This window comes from Streptomyces sp. NPDC127114 (genome assembly GCF_042677525.1).
In the GTDB taxonomy this organism is placed as follows: Bacteria; Actinomycetota; Actinomycetes; order Streptomycetales; family Streptomycetaceae; genus Streptomyces.
The window spans coordinates 131007-151956 of record NZ_JBHXTJ010000010.1; the positions used below are offsets into that span (position 1 = coordinate 131007).

21 protein-coding genes are annotated in these 20950 nt (G+C 72.3%); 13 read left to right on the forward strand and 8 right to left on the reverse strand.

Annotated features, from left to right (window positions below; translation table 11 throughout):
* The first annotated feature begins 75 nt into the window (after positions 1 to 75).
* From ACFVGS_RS13500 to ACFVGS_RS13520, 5 genes are all read left to right on the forward strand, one after another.
* The gene (locus ACFVGS_RS13500; RefSeq protein ID WP_384413587.1) at positions 76 to 1011 is read left to right on the forward strand and encodes a cellulose-binding protein; all 936 of its coding nucleotides are present in this window, start codon (positions 76 to 78) and stop codon (positions 1009 to 1011) included.
* Between the two features lie 107 nt (positions 1012 to 1118).
* Positions 1119 to 2087 carry an ABC transporter ATP-binding protein gene (locus ACFVGS_RS13505; RefSeq protein WP_384413590.1) on the forward strand — a complete coding sequence of 323 codons (969 nt, stop codon included), beginning with the start codon at positions 1119 to 1121 and terminating at the stop codon, positions 2085 to 2087.
* A 3-nt stretch (positions 2088 to 2090) separates the two neighbouring features.
* The gene (locus ACFVGS_RS13510) at positions 2091 to 2870 is read left to right on the forward strand and encodes an ABC transporter permease (RefSeq protein ID WP_385692541.1); all 780 of its coding nucleotides are present in this window, start codon (positions 2091 to 2093) and stop codon (positions 2868 to 2870) included.
* Positions 2871 to 3101: 231 nt separating this feature from the next.
* Complete coding sequence (locus ACFVGS_RS13515; RefSeq protein ID WP_385692542.1) at positions 3102 to 4202, forward strand: ABC transporter ATP-binding protein; 1101 nt, start codon at positions 3102 to 3104, stop codon at positions 4200 to 4202.
* On the forward strand, positions 4199 to 5008 hold the full coding sequence (locus ACFVGS_RS13520; protein ID WP_385692543.1) for an ABC transporter permease: 810 nt from the start codon (positions 4199 to 4201) through the stop codon (positions 5006 to 5008). The genes ACFVGS_RS13515 and ACFVGS_RS13520 overlap by 4 nt, the downstream gene beginning before the upstream one ends.
* A 37-nt stretch (positions 5009 to 5045) precedes the next feature.
* On the opposite strand, the gene ACFVGS_RS13525 is transcribed toward ACFVGS_RS13520, so the two are convergent.
* Positions 5046 to 5372: an ATP/GTP-binding protein gene (locus ACFVGS_RS13525; protein ID WP_384413601.1), complete on the reverse strand. Its 327-nt coding sequence runs from the start codon at positions 5370 to 5372 to the stop codon at positions 5046 to 5048.
* 224 nt (positions 5373 to 5596) lie between these two features.
* Between ACFVGS_RS13525 and ACFVGS_RS13530 the strand changes: the two genes are divergently transcribed.
* A complete protein-coding gene (locus tag ACFVGS_RS13530) occupies positions 5597 to 6631 on the forward strand; it encodes an LLM class flavin-dependent oxidoreductase (protein ID WP_385692544.1) in 1035 nt (344 codons plus the stop codon).
* A gap of 135 nt (positions 6632 to 6766) precedes the next feature.
* Here ACFVGS_RS13530 and ACFVGS_RS13535 read toward each other — a convergent pair whose 3' ends face one another.
* Positions 6767 to 7159: an SCO5389 family protein gene (locus ACFVGS_RS13535; protein WP_384413606.1), complete on the reverse strand. Its 393-nt coding sequence runs from the start codon at positions 7157 to 7159 to the stop codon at positions 6767 to 6769.
* 251 nt (positions 7160 to 7410) lie between these two features.
* On the opposite strand from ACFVGS_RS13535, the gene nucS reads away from it, so the two are divergent.
* Positions 7411 to 8100 (forward strand): endonuclease NucS, encoded by a 690-nt coding sequence (nucS, locus tag ACFVGS_RS13540; RefSeq protein WP_384413612.1) that lies wholly within the window; start codon positions 7411 to 7413, stop codon positions 8098 to 8100.
* A 77-nt stretch (positions 8101 to 8177) separates the two neighbouring features.
* Here the strand turns inward: nucS and ACFVGS_RS13545 are convergent, their stop codons facing one another.
* The 4 genes from ACFVGS_RS13545 to ACFVGS_RS13560 all read right to left on the reverse strand — a co-directional run bounded on the left by ACFVGS_RS13545 (position 8178) and on the right by ACFVGS_RS13560 (position 13345).
* On the reverse strand, positions 8178 to 10838 hold the full coding sequence (locus ACFVGS_RS13545) for an ATP-binding protein (RefSeq protein WP_385692545.1): 2661 nt from the start codon (positions 10836 to 10838) through the stop codon (positions 8178 to 8180).
* 350 nt (positions 10839 to 11188) lie between these two features.
* Entirely contained in the window at positions 11189 to 11512 is a 324-nt protein-coding gene (locus ACFVGS_RS13550) for an STAS domain-containing protein (RefSeq protein ID WP_019889522.1), read from the reverse strand.
* A gap of 187 nt (positions 11513 to 11699) precedes the next feature.
* Complete coding sequence (locus ACFVGS_RS13555; RefSeq protein WP_385692546.1) at positions 11700 to 12548, reverse strand: 3-hydroxyacyl-CoA dehydrogenase family protein; 849 nt, start codon at positions 12546 to 12548, stop codon at positions 11700 to 11702.
* 155 nt (positions 12549 to 12703) lie between these two features.
* Entirely contained in the window at positions 12704 to 13345 is a 642-nt protein-coding gene (locus tag ACFVGS_RS13560; RefSeq protein ID WP_384420674.1) for a TetR/AcrR family transcriptional regulator, read from the reverse strand.
* Between the two features lie 71 nt (positions 13346 to 13416).
* Here ACFVGS_RS13560 and ACFVGS_RS13565 point away from each other — a divergent pair, with 71 nt between their 5' ends.
* From ACFVGS_RS13565 to ACFVGS_RS13575, 3 genes are read left to right on the forward strand one after another with little or no spacing between them, the layout of a single operon-like run.
* Positions 13417 to 14190 (forward strand): ABC transporter ATP-binding protein, encoded by a 774-nt coding sequence (locus ACFVGS_RS13565; RefSeq protein ID WP_384420672.1) that lies wholly within the window; start codon positions 13417 to 13419, stop codon positions 14188 to 14190.
* A 59-nt stretch (positions 14191 to 14249) separates the two neighbouring features.
* Entirely contained in the window at positions 14250 to 14999 is a 750-nt protein-coding gene (locus ACFVGS_RS13570) for an ABC transporter permease (RefSeq protein WP_384420670.1), read from the forward strand.
* Between the two features lie 13 nt (positions 15000 to 15012).
* The gene (locus ACFVGS_RS13575) at positions 15013 to 15585 is read left to right on the forward strand and encodes a cob(I)yrinic acid a,c-diamide adenosyltransferase (RefSeq protein ID WP_384420668.1); all 573 of its coding nucleotides are present in this window, start codon (positions 15013 to 15015) and stop codon (positions 15583 to 15585) included.
* On the opposite strand, the gene ACFVGS_RS13580 is transcribed toward ACFVGS_RS13575, so the two are convergent.
* The gene (locus ACFVGS_RS13580) at positions 15505 to 16149 is read right to left on the reverse strand and encodes a hypothetical protein (RefSeq protein ID WP_384420667.1); all 645 of its coding nucleotides are present in this window, start codon (positions 16147 to 16149) and stop codon (positions 15505 to 15507) included. The two genes, ACFVGS_RS13575 and ACFVGS_RS13580, sit on opposite strands and share 81 nt — an antisense overlap.
* A gap of 163 nt (positions 16150 to 16312) precedes the next feature.
* On the opposite strand from ACFVGS_RS13580, the gene ACFVGS_RS13585 reads away from it, so the two are divergent.
* The 3 genes from ACFVGS_RS13585 to ACFVGS_RS13595 all read left to right on the forward strand — a co-directional run bounded on the left by ACFVGS_RS13585 (position 16313) and on the right by ACFVGS_RS13595 (position 20192).
* Positions 16313 to 17527, forward strand: a complete 1215-nt coding sequence (locus tag ACFVGS_RS13585; RefSeq protein WP_385692547.1) for a sensor histidine kinase — start codon at positions 16313 to 16315, stop codon at positions 17525 to 17527.
* Positions 17515 to 18165 (forward strand): response regulator, encoded by a 651-nt coding sequence (locus ACFVGS_RS13590; protein WP_384420663.1) that lies wholly within the window; start codon positions 17515 to 17517, stop codon positions 18163 to 18165. Before ACFVGS_RS13585 ends, ACFVGS_RS13590 begins: the two co-directional genes overlap by 13 nt.
* 179 nt (positions 18166 to 18344) lie before the next feature.
* Positions 18345 to 20192: a glycosyl hydrolase family 18 protein gene (locus ACFVGS_RS13595; RefSeq protein ID WP_384420661.1), complete on the forward strand. Its 1848-nt coding sequence runs from the start codon at positions 18345 to 18347 to the stop codon at positions 20190 to 20192.
* Here the strand turns inward: ACFVGS_RS13595 and ACFVGS_RS13600 are convergent.
* Entirely contained in the window at positions 20189 to 20932 is a 744-nt protein-coding gene (locus tag ACFVGS_RS13600; RefSeq protein ID WP_385692548.1) for a 4'-phosphopantetheinyl transferase family protein, read from the reverse strand. The genes ACFVGS_RS13595 and ACFVGS_RS13600 overlap by 4 nt on opposite strands.
* Between the last annotated feature and the right edge of the window lie 18 nt (positions 20933 to 20950).

The following is a 20950-nucleotide window of genomic DNA, read 5'->3' on the forward strand; positions in this document are numbered from 1 at the left end:
TACGCTCGATGACACGCCGCTTCGACCCCTAGGATTCCCTCTAACACCTCACCGGTCTCATTCGACAGGAACCCCATGAGCGACACTTCCTCCCCCTTCGGCTTCGAGCTCGTGCGGCGTGGTTACGACCGCGGTCAGGTGGACGACCGCATTACCAAGCTCGTCGCCGACCGTGACAGTGCTCTGGCCCGAATCACCTCTCTGGAAAAGCGCATCGAGGAGCTGCACCTCGAAACGCAGAACGCCCAGGCCCAGGTCACCGACGCCGAGCCGTCGTACGCCGGTCTCGGTGCTCGCGTCGAGAAGATCCTCCGGCTGGCCGAGGAGGAGGCGAAGGACCTGCGCGAGGAGGCCCGGCGCGCCGCCGAGCAGCACCGCGAGCTGGCCGAGTCCGCGGCGCAGCAGGTCCGCAACGACGCCGAGGCGTTCGCGGCCGAGCGCAAGGCCAAGGCCGAGGACGAGGGCGTCCGGATCGTCGAGAAGGCCCAGGGCGAGGCGAACTCCCTGCGCGCCGAGGCCCAGAAGGACGCGCAGTCGAAGCGCGAGGAGGCCGACGCCCTCTTCGAGGAGACCCGTGCCAAGGCCGCCCAGGCCGCCGCGGACTTCGAGACCAACCTGGCCAAGCGCCGCGAGCAGTCGGAGCGCGACCTGGCCTCGCGTCAGGCGAAGGCCGAGAAGCGCCTGGCGGAGATCGAGCACCGCGCCGAGCAGCTGCGCCTGGAGGCGGAGAAGCTGCGTACGGACGCGGAGCGCCGGGCCCGCCAGACGGTGGAGACCGCGCAGCGCCAGGCCGAGGACATCGTGGCCGACGCCAACGCCAAGGCGGACCGCATCCGCAGCGAATCGGAGCGCGAGCTGGCGGCGCTGACGAACCGCCGCGACTCGATCAACGCCCAGCTGACCAACGTCCGCGAGATGCTGGCCACGCTGACCGGTGCCGCGGTGGCCGCGGCCGGTTCCCCGATCGACGACGAGCGGACCGCGGGCGTCCCGGCGCAGCAGACCCGCTGACCCGCCGACGGGCTGATCCGGCGCCGGGCGTACCGGCGTACCGCTGACCCGAAAACCCCCTGCCATTCCGGTGGCGGGGGGTTTCGCGCGCCCGTAGGTTGGTACGCATGATCGAGCTCGAGGGCCTCACCAAGCGCTACGGATCGAAGACGGCGGTCGACCATCTCACCTTCACCGTGCGGCCCGGGATGATCACGGGCTTCCTGGGGCCGAACGGGGCGGGCAAGTCGACCACGATGCGGATGATGCTGGACCTGGACAACCCGACGAGCGGGACGGTCCTGATCGACGGCCGGCACTACCGGGAGCTGCAGGAGCCGCTGACGTACATCGGGGCGCTGCTCGACGCCAAGGCGATGCACGGCGGCCGCTCCGCGTACAACAACCTGCTGTGCCTGGCCCAGTCGAACCGCATCCCGGAGCGACGGGTCGGCGAGGTGCTCGACCTGGTCGGTCTGACGGCGGTCGCGAAGAAGAAGTCGAAGGGCTTCTCGCTCGGCATGGGGCAACGGCTGGGAATCGCCTCCGCGTTGCTGGGTGATCCCGAGATCCTGATGTTCGACGAACCCGTCAATGGTCTGGACCCCGAGGGAATTCACTGGATCCGCAATCTGATGAAGACGCTCGCGGCGGAGGGCCGGACGATCTTCGTTTCCAGTCATCTGATGAGTGAAATGGCGCTGACGGCCGATCATCTGATCGTGATCGGGCAGGGAAAGCTCCTCGCCGACACGTCGATGGCGGATTTCATCCAGCAGAATTCGCGGAGTTACGTGCGACTGCGCTCTCCGCAGCAGGAACGCCTGCGGGACGTGCTCCACGCGAACGGATTCGTCGTGGTCGAGGCCGGTGGCGGGACGCTCGAGGTGGACGGCACGACGACGGAGAAGCTGGGCGAGCTGGCGGCCGCGAACCAGATCGTGCTGCACGAGCTGAGCTCCCAGCGGGCCTCGCTCGAAGAGGCGTTCATGCAGATGACGGCGGGCGCGGTGGAGTACCACGCGCACGGCACGGACGTACACGGCGGCGGCGAGCCGGCCGGGCCCCGGTGGGGCGAGAGCTTCGAGGGAGTCTGATCGATGGCAGCGGCATCCGCGGTCCTCCAGTCGGAGTGGACCAAGATCCGGACGGTCTCGTCGACCGTGTGGACGCTGGCGAGCGCCCTGCTCGTCACGGTGGCGATGAGCGCGGCGCTGTGCGCGCTGATGGCGTCGGAGTTCGACAACCTCAAGGAGATCGAGCGGGCCACCTTCGACCCGACCTTCCTCAGCTTCTCCGGGATGATGCTCGGCCAGCTGGCGATGGTGGTCTTCGGCGTCCTGGTGGTGGGCACCGAGTACTCCTCGGGCATGATCCGCACCTCGCTGGCCGCCGTGCCCCAGCGGGCCTCCTTCCTCTTCTCGAAGATCGCCGTGGCCGGCGCCCTCGCCCTGCTGGTGGGCCTGGCGACCAGCTTCCTGTCCTTCTTCCTCGGCCAGGCGCTGCTGGGCGAGCACCGCACGACGCTCGGCGCGGACAACGTGCTGCGGGCCGTGATCGGCGGCGGCCTCTACATGGGTCTGATCGCGATCTTCTCGATGGGCGTGGCGGCGATGCTGCGCTCCTCGATGCTGTCGCTCGGCATCCTGGTGCCGTTCTTCTTCCTGATCTCGCAGATCCTGTCGGCGGTGCCGAAGGCCAAGGAGGTCGCCCGCTACTTCCCGGACCAGGCCGGCTCCAAGATCATGCAAGTGCTGCCGGACGCGATGGGCACGGAGAAGGCCCCGTACGGGCCGTGGGGCGGCCTCGGGATCATGCTGGTCTGGGTGGCGGCCGCGCTGGCCGGCGGCTATCTGGTGCTGAAGCACCGGGACGCCTAGGGCCTGTCCGGCGGATCAGGGCCGGACAGGCCGCGGACCCGGCCATGATCCGCCGGACAGGCCCTGGCGAGCCCGACCCGCCCCTGACCTTTCCCTGACCTTTCGCCGGATCACGATCCGGGCTTCGCCGGAACCGTCAACGGCTGGATAAGCTCCTAGCTCATACGGGGGGCTCCGGCCGCCGGCCGTCACGCCCCGAGAAACACCCGACCATGTCGATGGGGCTGGAGAATGATCGAGGCAGTCGGCCTGACGAAGCGCTACGGCGCCAAGACGGCCGTGTACAACCTTTCCTTCCAGGTGAGACCGGGTCACGTGACCGGCTTCCTGGGCCCCAACGGCTCGGGCAAGTCGACCACGATGCGCATGATCCTCGGGCTCGACCGGCCGACGTCCGGCCATGTCACGATCGGCGGGCACCCGTTCCGGCAGCTGCCGAACGCGCCGCGGCAGGTCGGCGCGCTGCTCGACGCGAAGGCCGTACACGGCGGCCGCAGCGCCCGCAACCACCTCCTGTCGCTCGCCCAGCTGGCCGGCATCCCGGCCCAGCGGGTCGACGAGGTGCTCGGCGTCGTCGGCCTCCAGGACGTCGCCAAGCGGCGCTCCAACGGCTTCTCGCTCGGCATGGGGCAGCGCCTCGGCATCGCGGCGGCGCTGCTCGGCGACCCGCAGGTGCTGCTCTTCGACGAGCCGGTCAACGGCCTCGACCCCGAGGGCATCCTCTGGGTGCGCAACCTGATGAAGAAGCTGGCCGCCGAGGGCCGGACCGTCTTCGTCTCCAGCCACCTCATGAGCGAGATGGCGCTGACCGCCGACCACCTGATCGTGATCGGCCGCGGCCAGCTGCTCGCCGACATGAGCGTCAAGGACTTCATCTCGGCGAACTCGGCCGACTTCGCCCGGGTGCGCACCCCGCACACCGAGCCGCAGCAGCGCGAGAAGCTGACCACGGTGCTCACCGAGGCCGGCGGCCAGGTGATGCCGGAGCCGGACGGCGCGCTGCGCGTGACCGGCCTGCCGCTGCCGCGGATCAGCGACCTCGCGCACGACGCGGACGTGCGGCTGTGGGAGCTCTCCCCGCACCAGGCCTCGCTGGAGGAGGCGTACATGCGGATGACGCAGGGCGCCGTGGACTACCGCTCCACCGACGACCGGCTGGCCCACCTCCAGCCGCCGATGCCGCCGCACCAGCTGCCGCCGCCGCAGCAGCAGTACGTGGTCCCCGAGGTGCCGCAGCAGGGCTGGTACGCCCCGCCGCCGCCCGGACAGAACCCGTACACCACCCCGCAGAACCCGCAGGCGCAGGGCCCGAACACCGAGGACGCCCGATGACGACCCCGTACTCGTACGTCTCCCCCATCCCCGTGCGCAAGGCGCACCTCGGCGACGCGCTCGCCTCGGAGTGGACCAAGATCCGCTCGGTCCGCTCCACGATCTGGACCCTCGGGATCATGATCCTGCTGATGCTCGGCATCGGGCTCGGCGTCGGCGCGATCGTGTCGGCGTCGGAGGTGTCCACCGAGGGCGAGACCGCGCTCGGTCTCGGCTTCTTCGGTGTGCTGCTCGGCTCGATCTGCGTGATCACGCTCGGCGTGCTGACGATCGCGTCCGAGTACGGCACGGGCATGATCCGCACCACGCTGACGGCCTGCCCGAGCCGGGCGCGGGTGCTCGCGGCGAAGGCGATCGTCTTCTTCCTGCTGGTCTTCGGCATCACCACGTTGACGGCGACCGTCGTCGCGCTGGTCCAGGTGGCGATGGTCGAGGCCGCCGAGCCCACCACGGCGGAGTGGCTGCGGGCCACGGTCGGCGTCGGCCTGTTCGTCGCGCTGCTCGGGCTGCTGTCGCTGGGCGTCGGCGCGATCATCCGGCACTCGGCGGGCGCGATCACCATCATGATCGGTGTGCTGCTGCTGCCGCTGGTGTCGGCGATGTTCATGTTCTCGGAGTCGCTCGCCAAGGTGCGGGAGTGGCTCCTCGACTACGCGATCCCGAGCCAGCTGATCGCGCTGTACGCGGGGCGCTCGGCGGTGACCGTGGACGGCCCCTCGGGCTGGGACCCGGTGTGGATCATGGCGGTCCTGGCGGCCGCGGTGCTCGGCGGCGCGTTCGCGCTGATCAACAGCAGGGACGTCTGAGGCCGCCCCGCTGACGGGGATCGCCCGGGCGATCTCCTCAGTGGCGAGGCGCGTTGCGGGACCGCTGCACCCGGGTGGTGCGGCGGTCCTTCGCGTTCCAGCAGGCCTTGTGCCAGTGGCGGCGGTCGTCGACGCCGCCGTACTCGGGCCAGGCCACCAGGTGCGGCGCGCCGGAGGGGATCTCCTGGTCGCAGCCGGGGCAGCGGTAGCGCTTGCCGGGCGCGCTCGCGCCGGCGACGTGGCGCACGTACCACTCCTCGCCCTGCCAGGTCTCGGTGCTCTGCACACCGCCGTACCGGTCGCCCGGCTCGCTCTGCCGCGGGGGCTGCGCGCCGCCTCGCGGGCGGTTGTGGCGCGGGGACACTTCGGCACCTCGCTCGGGGTCGGTGACACGGACGGTTCCGTCCAGCGTACGGGCCGCGACGGGGTGGCCCGGCACGGGCGGGTGGCGGATCAGCGGAAAATCGCAAGAACTTCATGACGGGCCGTTGCCTTTGGCACGTGTCAGACGTTGTTGCCAGTACGAGGGGGACGCGCGGGCGAAGTCCGCGAGGGGGAGAACGCGCCGACCGCGAGGAGGCAGAAGCGATGCGCGTGGGTACGTTCGTGCTGGCCGCCCAGTTTCCGGGCCAGGGTCAGGGAGAGGCACTGCACCGGGCGGTGCGGACCGCCGAGGTCGCCGAGGAGGCGGGCCTCGACTCGGTCTGGCTGGCCGAGCACCATTTCGTGCCGTACGGGGTGTGTCCGTCGGCCGTGACGCTGGCCGCGCTGCTCCTGGGCCGCACCCGCCGGCTCCGGGTCGGCACGGCGGTCAGCGTGCTGCCGACCGTCCACCCGGTGGCGCTGGGCGAGCAGGCCGCCCTGCTCCATGTGACCTCCGGCGGCAGGTTCACCCTCGGGGTGGGCCGCGGCGGTCCGTGGGTGGACCTGGAGGTGTTCGGCGCGGGGCTCCCCGCGTACGAGAAGGGCTTCCCCGAATCGCTCGACCTGCTGCTGCGCTGGCTGCGCGAGCCCCGGGTCGGCGCCCAGGGGGAACGATTCGCTTTCCGTGAGGTGGCCGTCGTCCCGGCCCCCGGCGAGCTGATCGGCGGGCCCGCCGCACCGGAGGTGGTCGTCGCCTGCACCTCGGCGAACAGCGTGCGGCTCGCCGCCGAGCGCGGACTGCCGATGCTGCTCGGCATGCACTGCGGCGACGAGGAGAAGGCCGAGATGGTGGCCTGCTGGGAGCGGGCGGCGCGGGAGGCCGGGCACGACCCGGACGAGATCGCGCGGATCGGCGCCGGCCATGTCTCGGCGGGCGTGGTCCAGCTCGCGGACCGTACCGCGGACGCGGCGGAGGCCCTGGTGAAGGCGATGCCGGGCTGGCTGAAGCAGGGCCTCGACGCCCATGTGACGGTGGACGGCCGGTACCGCGCGATGCGCGACCCGGTCGCGTACACCGAGCTGCTGTGCGGACTGCACCCGGTCGGCACGCCCCGGCTCGCGGCGGACCGGCTCGCGGCGACCTCGGAGCGCACCGGCATCACCCGCTTCGCGCTGCTCGCCGAGGGCTCCGGCGACCTCGCCGCCACCGAGGAGAACGTGCGGCGCCTGGGCACCGAGGTGCTCCCGCTGCTCGACTGAAACAGGGCGTGCCCGCCGCACGAGCGGCACGAGCACGTACTGCATGCGATGTGGCTGCATGTGGTGAGGCAGGACCATGCCGCCGCCACGCGTCTCTTCTCTCTCCCGCGACGCGGAGCGGCGGCACCAGGCCTGTCAGCAGTCGCGCAGTTCCGGCGACTGGTTGAGGAGCTGCGCCCGCACGGACGTGAAGCGGGCGAGCCGCTCGTCGACCGACGGGTCCAGCGGGAAGACCGCCACACGGTGGCAGTTCTGGAAAGCGAGTCGTACCCCGAAGTGCCGCTGCAGCGCACCACGGATGGCATCGCTCGCGAGAGCGCGCAGCAGCTGACCACGTGCCTGCTCGTCCGGCGGCGGCGTCTGGTTGTCGGCGAACTCTCCGCCGTCGACCTTCAGCTGTGCCACCAGAGAACTGATCATCTCCCATGCGTAGGGCAGGGAGGTCCGGACGCAGTCGACGAAGTCGGCTTCGTCGACCTCGCCTCGCTCGGCCTGATCCAACAGCGCCGGTGAGACGTCGAGCGACATGGGTTCTCCTCTCGCGACCCCGCCGGGCGGGGTCTTGCGGGCAGGGACAGGTGGCCGAGCCGCACACGCAGCGTGCCCGGACGACGACCTCCTGTCCTCCACGTTAAGCGCCGGGTCCTGCCCGCACCAGGAGAATGGGCGCACAACCGGCCAATAAGTGACGGGCGTTGGGGCGCACGCCGGTCGGGCGCCGGCGGACGCCCGGCGCCCGAATCGCGTGGAGGCGTGCCCGTCTTGTAGCGTTGCGGACCATGCGTCTCGTCATTGCCCGTTGTTCCGTGGACTACGCGGGCCGGCTCACGGCCCACCTGCCCTCCGCCCCCCGTCTGATCCTGGTCAAGGCCGACGGCAGCGTCTCGATCCACGCGGACGACCGGGCGTACAAACCGCTGAACTGGATGTCGCCGCCCTGCACGCTGAAGGAGAGCGTCAACGGTGAGGCCGCCGAAGCCGGCGCGGCCGCCGTGTGGACGGTGATCAACAAAGCGGGCGAGAAACTGATCATCACGATGGAGGAGATCCTCCACGACTCCTCGCACGAGCTGGGTGTCGACCCGGGTCTCATCAAGGACGGCGTGGAGGCCCACCTCCAGGAGCTGCTCGCCGACCGCATCGAGACCCTCGGCGAGGGCTGGACGCTGGTCCGCCGCGAGTACCCGACGGCCATCGGCCCGGTGGACATCCTGTGCCGGGACTCCGACGGCGGGACGGTCGCGGTGGAGATCAAGCGGCGCGGCGAGATCGACGGCGTCGAGCAGCTGACCCGCTACCTGGAGCTGCTCAACCGCGACCCGCACCTGGCGCCGGTGAAGGGCATCTTCGCCGCCCAGGAGATCAAGCCGCAGGCGCGCGTGCTCGCGAACGACCGCGGGATCGACTGCGTGGTCCTCGACTACGACGCGCTGCGCGGCATCGAGGACGACAAGCTGCGGCTGTTCTGACCTTCGGACGCCGCGGGCGTACGGCGAAGGGCCCGGGTGCGAGGGATCGCGCCCGGGCCCTTCGCCGTGTGCGGTCGTCAGGCCGCGGGGCTGCTGCTCTCGGACGTGCCGGCGGTGGCGGACTCGGAGCGGGAGGCGGTGGCGGAGTTGCTGGACTCGCCGCCGGTTCCGGTGCTCGGAGACGTCGAGGTGGACGGGGTGGACGAAGGCGACGCGGTCCCGGTGGAGGTCGGCGTGGTCGACGGAGAGGCGGAAGAGCTCGACGGCTTCGGCGACGTCGACGGAGGCCTCGACGTCGGCGGCTTCGTCGTCGCCGGGCTGCTCGGCGTCGGGCTGCCCGTCGCCGACGGCGAGCCCGACGGCGACGGGGTGCCCGTGGTGCCGGTGGTGCCCGGGGTGGGCGTGCCCGTCGTGGTCGGGGAGGCCGGGTCGGAGGGGCCGCCGGTGGCGTCCTCGGTGGGATCGGCCTCGCCGTCGTCGCCGTCGTCGTCGAAGGGGTCCTGGCCGGCGGTGCTGTCGGAGGTCACGCGTCCGGTGCCGCCCGGGTCCTCGGCGTCGCCGGAGGTGGCGCCGAGGGTGACGACGGTGCCGAGGACGGCGACGAGCAGGGCGCCGGCGCCGACGGCCGCCAGGTTGCGGCGGGCTCCGCCGAGGATGCCCTTGCGCAGGCCGTCCCGCTTCCCGTCCCGGCCCTGGTCCTTTTCCCGGTCCGCGCCGCCGACGACGACGGTCGCGGGCTCGTCGGAGAAGGCCGCGAAGGCGTCGAGGGAGGCCTTCGAGGCGACGGGGGGCATCGGTCGCGCCGGGGTCGGCGGGGCGAGGTCCGGGAAGGCGGGCTTCGCCGGGAGCGCCGCGGCCCTGGGGATGCCGCGGGGCGGCGACGCGGGGCCGTCGCGGCGCGGGAGCGCGGCGGGCCGGGGCGCCGACGGCAGCGCGGCGGTGGGCGCGGTGGCGCTCACGGGAGCGGCGGGGGCCGCGGGCGTGGCGGGCGCGGGTTCCACGGGCGTGGTCTCGCCGGTGAGGTCGGCGACGAGTGCGAGGGCGCGGCGGCCGGCGACGGTGCCGCGCTTGTCGGCGAGGGCGCCGCGCATGGCGATGGAGGCCTCGAGTTCGGCGCGGGCCCGCTGGAGGCTGCCGCGGCAGAGCGCGAGGACGCCCAACTCGTGGTGGAACCAGGCTTCTTCGGCGACCTCGCCGGTCAGGCGCGCGGCCTCCTGGCCGCCGCGCAGGGCCCGTTCCCAGGCGCTCCAGTGGAGTCCGGCGGCGAAGGCGGGGGCGGCGGCGCGGGCGAGCAGGACGGCGTTGGCGGCGTGCTCGGGGGTGGTGCCGGGGACCAGCGCGGCGAGGGCGGCGAGCAGCGAGTCGGCCTCGGCGGTGGCGCGTTCGGGGGTGACGGAGGGGTGGCCGGCCCACCAGGCGTAGTGCTGGGCGACGGTGTGGGCGCGTTCGGTGACGTCGGTCTCGTAGCCCTGCGCGACGAGCTGGGTGAGGACTCCGGCGGCGAGGCGGTAGCGGGTGCCGACCGGGGAGAGCAGTCCGCAGGCCATGAGTTCGCCGACGGCGGCGTCGGCGTGGGTGTCGCCGACGAGCGCGGGCAGGTGGGCCTGGTGCGGGACCTCGCCGCCGAGGGCGACGGCGAACCGCAGGGTGTCCTGGGCGGCGCGGCTGAGCCGGGAGGCGAGCAGCACGGCGGGGGCGGCGCCCTCGCCGAGGCTGGGCAGGGGTATGTCGCGCAGTTCGACGTCGGGGTCGTCGGCGGAGGGTGCCGGGCCGGCGGGTGCGGGGGCGCCCGAGGGGCCGAAGGCCTCTTCGAGGGCGCCGAAGGCGTCGAACTCGGCGGGGCCGACGCGGAGCCGGTCGCGCTGCCGGAGCAGGGCGCCGGCCTGGACGAAGCGGAGCGGCAGGCCCTCGGACTCGAACCAGAGGTCGCCGGCCCAGTTGATCTCGTCGTCGGTGAGGGCGCGGCCGGTGGCGTGGCCCAGGAGTTCGACGGCGGCGGCGCGGCCGAGGCCGGTCAGGGCGAGCTCTTCGAGTCCGGCGTCGGCGGAGGCGGCGGGCGCGTCGGGTGCGGCGGCGAAGAGGAAGGCGCAGTCGGGGGTGGCGGCGAGGAGTTCGTCGAGGGCGGCGCCGCCGAACTCGAGGTCGTCGACGAGGACGATGGCGCCGATGGTGCGGACCTCCAGGAGGAGTTCCTCGCGGTCGGGCCGGAAGCCGGGTGCGTGCTGCACGGTGTGGAAGAGCTCGTACAGCAGGTCGGTGGGCGTGCGGTGGTGGCCGGAGAGCCGGACGACGCCGTCGGGCGCGATCGTGGCGCATTCGGCGGCGACGGCGTCGAGGAGGCGGGTGCGGCCGGAGCCGGCGGGCCCGGTGACGCGGGCGGAGCGGCCCCGGGTGAGGTGCTGGACGAGCGTGTCGCGCTGTTCCTGCCGTTCGAGCAGGGGGAGGGCGGGCGCCGCGGGGCCGGGCGGTACGGGCGGGGTGGCGGCGCGGGCGGCCTCGGCTCGCTCCTGGGCGGTGCGGCGGCGGGGTGCCGGGGGCTGTTCCCCGGGCGGGCAGACCTCGATCTCGCTGCCGTCGAGCGGGTTGACGGTGAGCAGGAGGCCGCCGGAGACCAGGCGGGCGGTGCGCACGCGGGCGGGGGCGGTGGACACGGGGGCGGGTGCGGCGAGACCGGGGCGGGCGTCCTCGCCCTCGGCGTCGTGACCGTACTCCTCCGGTCCCCGGTTGATCGGGTCCATGGTCCAAGCTCCCAAGCGGCGGGCGATGTGCAGGCGAGCCGACCCTAGACGGTTGTCCGGGCTCCGGGAACATCCGGGGGGCCGTGGAGACCAAGACGTCACGGTCTTGTGAGGATTGGGTGTGACGCCTGGTTCGCACAGGTGCTTCACAGCCCCGTGGTGTGCCCGTGACATATGCGCCACCTGTACGCCTCCGGAGCGGTCGGGCACGGCCGGCCGCACGGGTGGCCCGCACACGGGACCCTCGCACGCACCCGGGTCGGCCGGACGCGAGCCGTCGGACGCGAGCCGTGGGAGGCGGGCCGTCGGACGCGAGCCGTCCGACGCGGGGGCCCTCGGAAACGCGGGCGTCAGACGCGGGGCAGGGACTCCGCGGCGAGGCCGCCCTCGATCGCGAGGATGCGGTGCAGCCGGGTGGCGACGAGCAGGCGCTGCATCTGGGGCGGCACTCCGCGCAGGACCAGGCGGCGGCCGCAGCGGCCGGCCCGGCGGTGGGCGCCCATGATGACGCCGAGTCCGGTGGCGTCCCAGGAGTCGAGGCCGGTCAGGTCGAGCACGAGGTCGCCGACTCCGTCGTCGACCGCCGAGTGCAGGACCGTACGGGCGTCCGCCGCGCTGCGGACGTCGAGGCGGCCCCCGACGACCAGCTCGGCGTGGTCGCCCCTGATGTGCATATGCGCTCCCCGAGAGTGCTCCGTGTCGTGTGCCCGTCTACGCAACGCTTGACTGCCGCATCGGCAGAAGCGTTGCGCCTTGTAAGCGAACCGATATCGAAATTCACCCCTGGGGGCGATGGTGCCGGGGCGGTCGGACCCCTGTGCGTCATCGGAACGCCACCCCGGCCCGTGCTCGGCCGCGATGTCAGTACGTGTAGAAGCCCTGCCCGCTCTTGCGCCCGATGTCACCTGCGTCCACCATCCGGCGCATCAGCTCCGGCGGGGCGAACTTCTCGTCCTGGGTCTCGGTGTAGATGTTGCCGGTGGCGTTGACGAGGATGTCGACGCCGGTGAGGTCGGCGGTGGCGAGCGGGCCCATGGCGTGGCCGAAGCCGAGCTTGCAGGCGATGTCGATGTCCTCGGCGGTGGCCACGCCCGACTCGTAGAGCTTGGCGGCCTCGACGACGAGCGCCGAGATGAGGCGGGTGGTGACGAAGCCGGCCACGTCGCGGTTGACGACGATGCAGGTCTTGCCGACGGACTCGGCGAACTCCCGGGCGGTGGCGAGGGTTTCGTCGCTGGTCTTGTACCCGCGGACCAGCTCGACGAGCTGCATCATCGGGACCGGCGAGAAGAAGTGGACGCCGACGACGGACTCCGGTCGCTCCGTCACCGCGGCGATCTTGGTGATCGGGATCGCGGAGGTGTTGGAGGCGAGGACCGCGCCGTCCTTGGCGATCTTGTCGAGGGAGCGGAAGATCTCGTGCTTGACCTCCAGCTTCTCGAAGACGGCCTCGACGACGATGTCGGCGTCGGCGACGGCGTCGAGCTCGGTGGTGGCGGTGATCCGCCCGAGCGCTGCCTCGGCGTCGGCGGCGTCCAGCCTGCCCTTGGCGACGAAGCGCTCGTACGAGGTCTTGATGGCGTCGGTGCCTCGGGTCAGGGCGGCGTCCGTGACGTCGCGCAGGACGACGTCCCAGCCTGCCTGGGCCGAGACCTGCGCGATGCCGGACCCCATGAGTCCGGCTCCGATGACGGCGAGCTTCCTGGCCACTTCTTCCACCCCTCATCGCCTGAACGGCTGTTCACTTCTGGCTCTTCGGCGGAGATTAGCGGGCGGCGGGCGCTATGTGACCGGTAAGTAAGCCACGTCACGCCCGGTTTGACGGACGTCACACTCGCGACACCCCGCGGCCGGCCGGATCGGCGTCAGCCGGCGGCGCGCACCGCGTAGTCGAGCACCTTGTCCCCGAGCAGGTCCTCGATCTCGTCGAGCAGGTCGAGGGCTTCGCGGGAGACCTCGGTCGCCTTGCGCCCGGCGGTCATCTCGCCGCTGATGAACTCCACGACGGTGCCCTGGATCCAGGCGATCTGGCCGCCGACGAGCAGGGGCATCGGGTCGCCCGGACCGGCCCCGGCCTCCTCGCGGAGGGCGGCCACGGTGACCTCGCGGACCTGGTGCTGGAGGGCGAGGAGCCGGGCCTGGAGGGTGGGGGCCTCATCGATCACCCGCATGAAGTCGGCGTACCCGTCCATCAGGCCGTACGCGGGCGAGACGGCGGCCACATGGCCGCGGATCTCGCGCAGCACGGCCCGGGCGGCGGACTCCCCCGCGTCACGGCCGCGGATCATCCGGGCGAGCCGGTGGGTGATGCCCTCCATGCGGTCGAGGAACAGGTCCTCCTTGGCCGGGAAGTAGTTGTACACGGTGTTGACGGAGACGTCGGCGGCCTCGGCGATCTCCGCCACCGTGACGGCCGCGAAGCCGCGCTCCAGGAAGAGTCCGGTCGCGATGTCCGAGATCCGCTGTTTTGTCTGGCGCTTCTTGCGCTCCCTCAGCCCTTCAGCCACCCGGCCATCCTAGACCTGCTGAATTTTTGGTGGCGTTGCAAAATTTCAGCGACTCTGTTTTTGTGGTCACCATGGCAATCATCAGCACCTCCGGACTTTCCCGGACCTTCCGAACAAGGCGGGGCGAGGTGACGGCGGTCCGCGGAATCGACCTCACCGTCCGCCCGGGCGAGATCCTCGGCTTCCTCGGGCCCAACGGGGCGGGCAAGAGCACGACCCTGCGCATGCTCAGCACCCTGCTCCCGCCCACCGGCGGCGTCGCCACCGTCGCCGGCCACGACCTGCTGCGCGATCCCGTGGGCGTCCGGCGGAAGATCGGTTACGTCGCCCAGTCCGGCGGCGTCGACCCGCAGGAGACCGTCCGCTCCGAACTCGTCCTCCAGGGACGGCTCTACGGCCTCTCCCGCGCCGAGGCGGCCGCCCGCGCCACCGAACTCGCCCGCGACCTCGACCTCACCGAGCTGCTCGACCGCGGCTCCACCGCCCTCTCCGGCGGCCAGCGACGGCGGCTCGACATCGCCCTCGGCCTCACCCACCGCCCCGAACTGCTCTTCCTCGACGAGCCGACCACCGGACTCGACCCGGGCAGCCGGACCGCGCTGTGGGCGCTGGTGCGGCGGCTGCGCGACGAGCAGGGCACCACGGTCGTCCTCACCACCCACTACCTCGACGAGGCGGACGCCCTCGCCGACCGGCTGGTGATCATCGACAAGGGCGAGGTCGCCGCCGAGGGGACACCCGCGGCGCTCAAGGCCGCGCACGCGGCCGACACCCTCCAGGACGCCTTCCTCGCCGTCACCGGGCGCGGCCCCGCGCCCGTCGACCAGACCCCCGTCGCCGTCTAGGGACGAGAGACCCCCGGGGGTGTCCATGCCCCCGGACCGACGACCACCAGGAACCCACGATGCTTCTCCACGACACCGCGGTCCTCTTCGGGCGCTACGCCCGGCAGACCCTCCGCTCGCCGTTCCAGATCTTCTTCGGCACCCTGATGCCGCTGCTCTACCTGTTCTTCTTCGGCCCCCTGCTCACCGGACTCCCGCTCGGCCGCGAGGGCGACTCCTGGCAGGTCCTGGTGCCCGGACTGCTGCTCCAGCTCGGCCTCTTCGGGGCCTCCTTCGCCGGGTTCGCGGTCATCATGGAGAAGAACTGGGGCGTCCTCGAACGGCTCCAGGTCACCCCGGTCAGCCGGCTCGCGCTGCTCCTCGGCCGGGTTCTGCGGGACGCCGCGCTCTTCGTCTTCCAGGCCGTGCTGCTGGTCCTCGCCGCCCTGACCATGGGCCTGCGGGCACCGCTCGGGGGCATCCTGATCGGCTTCGGCTTCGTCGCGCTGCTCACCTTCTCGCTGGCCGCGCTCTCGTACGTGCTCGCGCTGCGGCTGCCCAGCCCGCAGGAGTTCGGCCCGGCGGTCAACACCCTCGCCATGCCGTCGATGCTGCTGTCCGGACTGATGCTGCCGATGGCCCTCGCGCCCGGCTGGCTGGACGTGCTGTCCCACTTCATGCCGTTCCGCTACCTGGTGGACGCGGTCCGGGACGCGTACGTCGGGCACTACGCGACCACGACGATGCTGTACGGCGTCCTCGTCGCCCTCGGGCTCGCGGCGCTCGCCGTGACGGTCGGCACACGGACCTTCCGGCGGGCCGGGGCGTAACTAGGCTGGAGTCATGGTCAATCTGACGCGCATCTACACCCGCACCGGCGACCAGGGCACCACCGCCCTCGGCGACATGAGCCGGACCGCCAAGACCGATCTGCGGATCTCGGCCTACGCCGACGCCAACGAGGCCAACGCCGTCATCGGCACGGCCGTCGCGCTCGGGCAGCTCGACGAGGACGTCGTGAAGGTCCTCGTCCGCGTCCAGAACGACCTGTTCGACGTGGGCGCGGACCTGTCCACGCCGGTGGTCGAGGACCCGAAGTACCCGCCGCTGCGCGTGGAGCAGTCGTACGTCGACAAGCTGGAGGCGGACTGCGACCGCTTCCTGGAGCGGCTCGACAAGCTGCGCTCCTTCATCCTGCCCGGCGGCACGCCCGGTGCGGCACTGCTGCACCAGGCGTGCACGGTGGTCCGGCGGGCCGAGCGGTCCACGTGGGCGGCGATGGAGGTGCACGGCGAGACCATGAACCCGCTCACGGCGACCTACCTCAACCGTCTGTCAGACCTGCTCTTCATCCTCGCGCGGACGGCGAACCGTGAGGTCGGGGACGTGCTGTGGGTCCCGGGCGGGGAGCGCTGACGTCCGCTCCGCGGCGGCCGGGGCCTTCCCGGCCGGTTCCTTCCTCGGCCAGACCGCGTACGACAGGGCGATGAGGCCGTGGATGCCGACGGCCCGCCAGGCCCCGTACATCCAGCTCTTCAGCGAAGACGTGTCGCCGTCCCCGCCGACGTACGCCATCGCGGCGAGCAGCAGGCCGGTCGCGACGGCGCCGCCGACCAGCGAACCGAGCCAGACCCTGCCCTCGTGGCGGGCGCGGGCCGTCCCGTACTGAGGAGGCTTGGGCGGCCGCGGGCCGCCGCCGAGGCGGTGGGCGGCGTGGCCGTCGAGCCACTTCACGGTGCGGTGCCCGTGGCCGACGGTGTAGCCGATGTACAGCGCGGCCAGGCCGTGCTTCCAGCTCGGATCGGCGCCGTTCTTCAGGTCGACCGCGGTGACGACCAGCAGCACGACCTCGAGCAGCGGCTCGCACAGCAGCAGGGCCAGGCCGGTGCGCGGCATCTTCAGCAGGTAGCGGGCCGCGAGGCCCGCGGCCAGCAGCACCCAGAAGCCGACCTCGCAGATCACGATGAGCGTGACGATCACGGCGGCACTCCTTCTCTTCGTCCCCCGTCGTCCTTCCAGGCTCCCGGCGCCCCGGCCCGGATTCGTCGTCGCCGATGACGAAGTGCGCCTACATCCTTCGACGGAGGGCCGGATCGGCCCGGACGGCGAGGTCCGGGGGCCGCGCGCCGTGTTGGATGGGGACGTGACACTCCCCCGACCGCACCGCGACGACCTGCTCATCGCCGCCGGCGGCCTCGCCATCGGCCTGCTGCTGTGGTACTTCGGGCTGCACACCCAGACCGACCGGCTGATCCACCCGCGCTGGGCGACCCTCGTGCCGCTCGTCGTGATGGCCGCGATGGAGGCCCTGCGCCGGACCCTGCCGCAGACCGCCCTGGCGGTCGGCACGCTCGCCCTCGTGGCGGACCAGTTCACCTACGGCAGCCTCGTCACCGCGCTGATGTTCACGGACGTGGTCTACGCGGCCGTGGTCTACGGGTCCCCGGCCTCCGCCCGGCGCATCCCGTGGAGCACCGGGCTGATCACGATCGGTGCGACGACCGGTTTCCTCGTCTGGTGGCAGAACGCCGCCGCCCTGCTGGTCGGCCTGATCACGGCCATGGTCTCGTTCCTGCCCGCCGTCACCGGTGCGATCGTGCGCAATCACCGGGAGGCCGCCGAGGCGGCCCGGCTGCGCGCCGAGCAGACCGCGCTGCTGGCCGAGATGGACCGGGCCCAGGCGGTGGGCGCGGAGCGCGCCCGGATGGCCCGCGAGCTGCACGACATGGTGGCCAACCACCTGTCGGCGATCGCGATCCACTCCACGGCCGCGCTCTCGCTCGACGACGAGGCCACCACCCGGCAGGCGCTCACCGTCATCCGCGAGAACAGCGTCGAGGGTCTGGCCGAGATGCGGCGGCTCATCGGGCTGCTCCGGGACAGCAGCGGCGACGCCGAGCCGGCGGCCGCCCCGACGCTGGCCGGTCTGGAGGCGCTGGTGGCCCAGGCCAGGACGAACGGCCGCTCCAGCGGTCTCGTCTTCACCCTCGAGGACGCGCGCGACGAGGACGGTCCGCGGCTGCCGGCGCCGGTCGAGCTGGCCGCGTACCGGATCGTGCAGGAGTCGCTGACGAACGCGCTCAAGCACGCGGCGCCCGGCGAGGTGCGGGTGGAGCTCGGACGCCGGCGTGACGGCTCCCTGACGGTCGAGGTGACCAGTCCCTTCGGCGGGCAGCCCGGGCCGCGCGCGCCCGGGTCCGGGGCGGGCCTGGTGGGGATGCGCGAGCGGGTGGCGCTTCTGGACGGGACGTTCGAGGCCGGCCCGCTGCCGGCCGGCGACGGCGGGAAGATGTGGCGGGTGCGGGCGGTCCTGCCCGTCGGTACGAAGGACAAGGAGCCGCAGGCATGGTACGGGTGATCGTGGCCGAGGATCAGAGCGCGGTGCGGGCGGGGCTGGTCCTGATCCTGGGCAGCGCGCCCGACATCGAGGTGGTCGGTGAGGCCGCCGACGGCGAGCGGGCGGTGGAGCTCGCCCGTGGACTGCGCCCGGACGTGGTCCTGATGGACGTGCAGATGCCGAAGCTGGACGGGGTGTCGGCGACCCGGCAGGTGGTGGCCGAGGGCCTGGCGGACGTCCTGGTGCTGACCACCTTCGACCTGGACGAGTACGTTTTCGGGGCGCTGCGCGCTGGCGCCGCGGGCTTCCTGCTGAAGAACACGGACGCGAAGGACCTGATCGAGGCGGTGCGGACGGTGGCGCGCGGCGAGGGACTGATCGCGCCGGCCGTGACGCGGCGGCTGATCGCCGAGTTCGCCGCCCCGAGCCGGCCGGTCCGGGTGCCCGGCGGCACGGATCCGGCGGTCGTGGACCGGCTGACGCCGCGTGAACGCGAGGTGCTCTCGGCTCTCGGCTCGGGCCTGTCGAACGCGGAGATCGCGGTGCGGCTGGACATGGCGGAGGCGACGGTGAAGACGCACGTCAGCAAGGTGCTGGGGAAGCTGGAGCTGCGCAGCAGGGTCCAAGCTGCGGTGCTGGCACAGGAGTTGGGGATATGACGGAGCGGGCCGCCGATCCGGTGCGGTCCGCTCCCGGGCGGGTGCCGGCGCGGTTCCGGCCCGCCTCCGACGTTGGTCTGGACCTCTTGACGGCTGGTCCAGACCTTTCTACGCTCGCGGGGCGCGCGCACCTTCCCGGACCACCCCCACCCCTGTCGTCCGCAACTTGAGGAGCACCGTTGAGCACTCAAGCACCGACGCGCACCACCCGCTTCAGACGCCGTATCGCCGCCGGTCTGACCGCACTCGCCCTGCCCCTGGCCGCCATGGTCGGCCTCGCCGCCCCCGCCGAGGCGGCCACCTCGGCCACCGCCACGTACACGAAGGTCTCCGACTGGGGCACCGGCTTCGAGGGCAAGTGGACGGTGAAGAACACCGGCACCACCTCGATCTCCTCCTGGACCGTCGAGTGGGACTTCCCCTCCGGAACCGCGGTCACCTCCGCCTGGGACGCCACCGTCACCAGCTCCGGCACCCACTGGACCGCCAGGAACGTCGGCTGGAACGGCACCCTCGCCCCCGGCGCCACCATCTCCTTCGGCTTCAACGGCACGGGCTCCGGCTCCCCGTCCGGCTGCAAGGTCAACGGCGGCTCCTGCGACGGCTCCACCCAGCCCGGCGACGCCGCGCCCTCCGCGCCCGGCACCCCGGTCGCCTCGAACGTCACCGACACCTCGGTCAAGCTGACCTGGACCGCGGCGACCGACGACAAGGGCATCAAGAACTACGACGTCAAGCGGGGCGGCACGACCATCGCCACGGTCACCGGCCTGACGTACACCAACACCGGCCTCACCGCCGGAACCGACTACACCTACACGGTCGTCGCCCGCGACACCGCCGACCAGACCGGCCCGGCCAGCGGCGCCGTCAGCGTCCGCACCACCGGCGGCGGAGGCAACCCGCAGCCCGGCAACACCGTGAAGATGGGCTACTTCACCAACTGGGGCGTCTACGGCCGCAATTACCACGTCAAGAACATCGTGACCTCGGGCTCCGCGTCCAAGATCACCCACATCAACTACGCCTTCGGCAACGTCACCGGCGGCAAGTGCACCATCGGCGACGCCTACGCCGACTACGACAAGGCCTACACCGCCGACCAGTCCGTCGACGGCGTCGCCGACACCTGGGACCAGCCGCTGCGCGGCAACTTCAACCAGCTGCGCAAGCTGAAGAAGGCCTACCCGCACATCAAGGTCATCTGGTCCTTCGGCGGCTGGACCTGGTCCGGCGGCTTCGGCCAGGCCGTGCAGAACCCGACCGCCTTCGCCCAGTCGTGTTACGACCTGGTGGAGGACCCGCGCTGGGCCGACGTCTTCGACGGCATCGACCTCGACTGGGAGTACCCCAACGCCTGCGGTCTGTCCTGCGACACCAGCGGCCCGAACGCCTTCAAGAACATGATGCAGGCCATGCGCGCCAAGTTCGGCAGCAGCGCCCTCGTCACCGCGGCCGTCACGGCCGACGCCTCGTCCGGCGGCAAGATCGACGCCACCGACTACGCGGGCGCCGCGCAGTACATGAACTGGTTCAACGTGATGACGTACGACTTCTTCGGCGCCTGGGCGGCGCAGGGCCCGACCGCCCCGCACTCCCCGCTCACCTCGTACGCCGGCATCCCGCAGGCGGGCTTCAACTCCGCCGAGGCGATCGCCAAGTACAAGGCCAAGGGCGTCCCGGCCGGCAAGCTGCTGCTCGGCATCGGCTTCTACGGCCGCGGCTGGACCGGCGTCACCCAGTCCGCACCCGGCGGCACCGCCACCGGACCGGCCGCCGGCACCTACGAGCAGGGCATCGAGGACTACAAGGTCCTCAAGAACTCCTGCCCGGCCAACGGCACCGTCGCCGGCACCGCCTACGCCCACTGCGGCACCAACTGGTGGAGCTACGACACCCCTGCCACCGTCACCTCCAAGATGAGCTGGGCCAGGAACCAGGGCCTCGGCGGCGCCTTCTTCTGGGAGTTCAGCGGCGACACCGGCAACGGCGAGCTCGTCGGCGCCATCAACAGCGGGCTGAACTAGCCCCCGGGGGCTTCGTCCGCCGCGCGGCGGGGGCGGTGCAGCACGCCGCCCCCGTCGTGCCGGACGATCCGGTGCGCCGGGCCGAGCAGGGCCACGGCGCCCCGGTACCCCTCCCCCGCGTCGAGGTCGTACAGCCGCACCGGCGGGTGCGGCCGTACGGCCTTCGCGCGTCCCCGCCAGCCCAGCAGCTCGGCCGGCCGGTCGGGCGCGGCCACGGTGAGCCGCGCGGGATCCACCCGCAGCCCCTCCCCCGTGGCCTTGAGCACGGCCTCCTTGCGCACCCAGTACGCGGTGAAGGCGGCGGCCCGCTCCGGCTCCGGCACCCGGTCGTACACCGCGCGCTCCGCGGGCGAGAGCACCGGCAGAGGCAGCTCGGCCACCGGCTCCGGCACCCGCTCGACGTCCACGCCGACCGGGGTGCCCGAGGTCACGGCGACCGCCACCCGCTCGCCCGAGTGCGTCAGCGAGAACTCGACGGAAGCGTCCTCCACGTACGGCTTGCCGTGCGGGCCGGCCGCGAAGACCAGCCGCGCCGGGTCACCGTCCAGGGCCCCGGCCAGGACGAGCCGCAGCAGGGCGTGCGCCGTCAGGTACAGCGAGCGGTCGCGCTCGCGCAGGAACGACTCGTACACCCGGCGCTCGGCGGCGTCGAGCAGCGCGACGAGACCGGGAGAAACGGAAACGGCCCGGGCGGTCCACACATGGCACTCACCGGGCCGTACACATATCTCAGGCGACATCGACCCTCCCCCAGACTT